Genomic DNA, 594 nt, shown 5'->3' with positions numbered 1-594 from the left:
CCATAAGTCGGCATGTTGAGAACAACTCCAAATCCGGGGATTTCTTTTTGGATTGGCTTCGCATCCTTGGGAGCTGATTTCAGCCACAGGAAAAACCAGATCCCAGAGCTTATGTCTTCCGGCTTGACCTGGTTGGCCGCAAGGAATTTGGAAACCTCGTTACAGATGATGCCATCTGGCGCTGCCATCTCGTAAATACCCGCCATCAGATCTTCAAGGCTCTTATACATATTATCTCTCGCACCTGTACATGATGTTTTCACTATCGTTGTTAAGCGTTTTTTCAGCAAGTATGTTCCAGCGAGACATCTTATACCATTCCATCTAAATCTGTAAAATTACCGTATTACCGTATTACCGTAATTATGATAATTACGGTAAATAAATTTAAGTTCTTCTTGCTGTTGTTCTACTTATTAAAATGTATCTTTGAAAAAGTAGAGTTTTTGGAATAGGATAGGTGGTGCTGAATGCCCACTTTTTACAAGGAGCGCGACCAGTGATTTTTGATGTAAGAGCGACCTTTGAAGTGGCACTCCAGACGGACACCCACCTGGTACTTATCGATCTGGATCAGGGAGCATCAGTTACGAA

Annotated in this window: 1 pseudogene; it reads right to left on the bottom strand. The window is 42.3% G+C overall.

The annotated features are described in order from the left end of the window. A pseudogene (locus R7190_RS29025) lies at positions 1–290 on the bottom strand (hypothetical protein); the annotation flags it as partial. Between the last annotated feature and the right edge of the window lie 304 nt (positions 291–594).

This window comes from Vibrio sp. 1078-1, from assembly GCF_033340475.1.
Note: the sequence above shows the minus strand (reverse complement) of the source record. Positions and strands in the feature narration are given on the sequence as shown.